Source organism: Chitinophaga sp., from assembly GCF_035564935.1.
Classification (GTDB): Bacteria; Bacteroidota; Bacteroidia; order Chitinophagales; family Chitinophagaceae; genus Chitinophaga.
The window spans coordinates 1-4,050 of sequence record NZ_DATMTE010000648.1 but is presented as its reverse complement, the minus strand read 5'-3'; the positions used below and the strand labels follow the sequence as shown (position 1 = coordinate 4,050).

Sequence of the window (4,050 nt, the reverse complement as noted above, 5' to 3'; positions counted from 1 at the left end):
CTCTTCCAGTTCAACCAGGAAATGCAGGGGCATTTCATTCCAGGAATGCCCGATGTAGTAAGTGTATAGCTGGTGGGTTTTATCGGTGGTTTCCCTTGCCGGGAGGCCGCATATTTCACAGGTATTTTTACCGGAGAAGGGATGTTTGAACAGGTGCTTTATATACAGGTAGCTCATCAGTGTTTGCCTTGCCCTGGGCATTTCTCCTGTTAATCCTTTCAGGAACAATGCCGCAGCGAAATGCAGTGTTAGCTTTTTATGCTGTTGTAATGTCTGCAGCCGCTCCAAAGCATGATCGTGGTCAAAAGTTTCAAACTGGTTGGGTGCGAATCCTGAATGGCGCAGCGTTTCAAGGTCAGCCTGGGTTACAGTCGCCGGGATTTTATGCTCATGCCTGTCCAGCGTGGGGTTATAAAACCCATTTTCGTGGGAATATATCTTTTTTAATATTGATAGTATTTTCTTGTCCATATAGCAATTAAAGTTAAATTTCACCTGAGCAGCCAGAATCCTAAATCTACATTAAACTTTATATCCGGCGGAAAAAATGCCCGGGCGGTGATGCTTACTGATAACCTTCATGCAGCGGGAAAGTAACCCGGGTGCAGGTTACCTGATGATAATATGCCGTAGTAAATTTTCTTATATTGCAGTATGAGAATGTTACTGTTAGCCATATTGTTAACCATCTTTCCCGGTTGCTTTAACAAAAGCCAAAACTATAACGAAAGGCGTGAACTGGTGCCGGATCCGGAGGGGTATCAGAAAGATACGTTTGCAGTACCTGCTGATTCACTCTATATGAAAGATACGCTTGCAAAGGAACCTGTATTATGAGCATGCACCTGATCGAAGACCTCGTAGAGGAAACCGTACATCTGACCGACACCGCTGATCTGCCCGCCGGGCAGAAAAGAAGTATCCTGGGTAATTTATTTAACCTGCAATCCTGGTATTTCGATACCGGCTACACCCATTTCAGGGTAATGGATGTTTTACTCAGGTATAGGTTCGTTTATAAAATAAACCTGGCGGCATATCCTGATATAGCTGCATCAACCGTTTTTGATAAGGAAACCGGCGGATGGGTGAAAACCAATGATGAAAACAACACGCCATTAGGCTATGCAGTGGCAGAAAATGAAAAGACCTGGCTGTACTTCGATGCCGGCGGAGCGCTCTGGCAGCGCCTTTGCGAGCAGGGAGCATTGCCGGGAGAAGACCAGGAGCCTCCTGGAAAATTAGCTGTCCCGGATCTGATTCACCTGGTATTAAAGGAGGCGGAGAAGCAACAACAGTTTTTGCTGCTGGAGCAATGGTATGCATTGCTGGTGAATGCCATACTGTTCGCCGACTTCTCCGCTGAAGACGGTATACCCCCAACATTCAGCGGCCTGGCACAACATGAAGTATTGAGCAGTATCCGCGCAATTGTCCAAAGGAACCAGGTGGGTAACAGGCGCAAAAGCAACGATAGCGATAACGACAACTACCTGGAACTGCCCGGTCTGAAAGCCACACTGGAAACCACACAAAGTACAGAAGAGGCTTACAGGATCCGCTTCCTGCTTGATCTGAAAAAAACGGTAGCAGTGCTTACCACTTCTTATCAGAAAGAAATTAAAGCAACAGCGCATCCGGAAAAGAAAACAGACCTGGTGTTCCGGCAGGTAAATGCCTTCCTGGAGGCAAATAACTGGATCTATGCACCTCAGCAGGAACAACGGTGGCTTTGGTATAAAGACAACACTGCACAGGATCGCCGGTTTATTATGCTCGATCTGGATGTGGACAAAAAGACCTTGTTCTGCAAACAGGCATTGCAACATGCATTGCTGCTGAAATGGCAACACATGGAAGCAGATACCATGCCCCGCCACTTCCACTTTTACCGGGATATCGTTGCCTTTCTCCCCGATGACTGGATGAAGAAGAACAAGAAAAGCATCAGCCAGTGGGGCGGCTGGAAATACGATATAAAAAAGACAGAGAAAGAACTGGCCGGAAGCATTGATCAGCTTACTGCTGCACTGGAATTTCTTGGCAATACCTATTTTGATTTTTTACAGGAAGAATTTCCCGGCAAATTCTTCACAAGGGATCCCGGTCAGCTTTTATATGTGCTCGAAAATGGGGAAGGGGAACTGGGCATCATCCCGGAGTACATGATATTTAATTCAAGGTATCATATACTGCTGGCATTTGCAGTACACTCCTTCAATAACGGGCACCGCAGCAGGGGAACGGAGTTGCTGGAGAAAGCCAGGGCCATTTCGGAATCAGAAAGGATCAATAAGCACTTAAAGGAAAATATACTGGCGCCTGTATTTGAACATTGGGCAAAGCATGGAGAGATCCGCTACCCGGTTCCCTGGAACAGTTATATGCTGGCTTATTATTCTTAATGATGACCCGTGAAATACCCTGGTATTTGCGCGCGGATTTTGTCTTATCAGGGAACTTAATCCCTGATAAGACAAAATTCACTTGTTTAGCTTATTTTTACGGGAACTACTTATTCATCAAAACCCTGATCATGCCTCAAGCAACCCTCGCACATCCTGGTCAGCCTGTTAACGCCACATCGCTGGAAACTTTCTTCCCTGGTTATTTTGCCCTTGTAATGGCTACCGGAATTGTATCTATCGGCTTATTCCTTTGGGGATATGCGTGGCCGGCCGGCATGTTTCTCTGGCTCAATATATTGTTCTATGCGCTGTTATGGATCATCCTGGTGCTGCGGATTATCAGGTACCCGGTAATTGTCTGGAACGACCTGCATCATTCCGCCCGGGGCGTTACTTTTCTTACGCTGGTGGCAGGCAACAATGTACTGGGCAGCCAGGTGGCTATCATCACCGGCCGGATGGACATTGCGCTGGTGATATGGATCACGGGGTTTATCCTTTGGGCATTGTTGTTATATACTTTCTTCCTGGTGAATATTTTAAAGGAACCCAAGCCCACGTTGGAACAAAGTATCAACGGCGCCTGGCTGCTCATTGTGGTGGCTACGGAATCTGTGGCCGTACTGGGCGCCATCATTGCCAACAGCAGCGCTTTTCACTGGCTGATCGCTTTTATTTCGCTGTGTACTTACATGATCGGCGGGATGTTCTATTTTGTATTGATAGGGCTGATCCTTTACCGCTGGCTGTTTTTCAGCATGAAGGCGGAAACGCTCACACCGCCTTACTGGATCAATATGGGGGCGGTGGCCATTATTACACTGGCCGGATCCCGGCTGGTCATGTATGCACATAAACATGAAGCGCTGAGCCCCTGGTCTGATTTCGTACAGGCGTTCACGATGTTTTTCTGGGCTTTTGCCAGCTGGTGGCTGCCATTGTTATTCCTGATGTTTGCCTACCGCCATTTTATTGCCAGGGTACCGCTGAAGTATGATCCGCAGTACTGGTCCATGGTATTCCCGTTAGGCATGTACGGCGTATGTACGTTCACGTATGCCAGCGTTACCGGTTTCACATTTCTTAAACCTGTTTCGGCTTTATTTGTTATTTTAGCTTTAGGTACATGGGTGATTGTTTTTATTGGATTGTTCATTGATTTCTTTTCATCACGAAAAGAAAAAAAATAACATCGCTATTGTGTTTCAGATAACCATAAATAGGTGTCAATGCATGCTTCTCTCAATAAAAAAGCCTTACTGATTGCCATAGTAGTTACCCTCGGCTGCGTGGTGATCTCTTTTTACGGGTCCAGGAAACTGCAGAATTTTGACCCGGCCCTGATTGCTTATTTATTCGGAACCCTGTTTGCCTTGTTTGGCGGCATCTACCGTTATTGTGTATGGTTGCAGCGGCCACCCACCTGGATGTATTTCACACGCACCTGGCAGTTTATATTCAAAGGCAGCTTTTTTGTTCATATCTGGTTATTGCTGGAAGATTCAGTGAAGAACCTCCTGTTCCAGCGCTTTATTTACCCGAGAGGAAAGAAAAGATGGATTGCCCATTTTATGCTGGCTTCCGGCTGCCTGGCGGCTTTTGCTATTACCATCCCGCTAACGCTGGGCTGGATCAATTTTAC

General features: G+C 46.5%; 5 protein-coding genes. 4 read left to right on the top strand and 1 reads right to left on the bottom strand.

Going from position 1 to position 4,050, the window contains the following annotated elements; all coding sequences use genetic code 11:
* Positions 1-471 (bottom strand): hypothetical protein (locus VN105_RS16645; RefSeq protein ID WP_325642656.1); only part of this gene is annotated, 471 nt, incomplete at its 3' end.
* A 183-nt stretch (positions 472-654) separates the two neighbouring features.
* Here VN105_RS16645 and VN105_RS16640 point away from each other — a divergent pair.
* From VN105_RS16640 to VN105_RS16625, 4 genes are all read left to right on the top strand, one after another.
* Positions 655-837 (top strand): hypothetical protein, encoded by a 183-nt coding sequence (locus VN105_RS16640; RefSeq protein ID WP_325642655.1) that lies wholly within the window; start codon positions 655-657, stop codon positions 835-837.
* Entirely contained in the window at positions 834-2,405 is a 1,572-nt protein-coding gene (locus VN105_RS16635) for a hypothetical protein (RefSeq protein WP_325642654.1), read from the top strand. Before VN105_RS16640 ends, VN105_RS16635 begins: the two co-directional genes overlap by 4 nt.
* 131 nt (positions 2,406-2,536) lie before the next feature.
* Entirely contained in the window at positions 2,537-3,598 is a 1,062-nt protein-coding gene (locus VN105_RS16630; RefSeq protein ID WP_325642653.1) for a tellurite resistance/C4-dicarboxylate transporter family protein, read from the top strand.
* Positions 3,599-3,637: 39 nt separating this feature from the next.
* Positions 3,638-4,050, top strand: a 413-nt coding sequence (locus VN105_RS16625; protein WP_325642652.1) for a hypothetical protein, incomplete at its 3' end; no start/stop codon positions are given.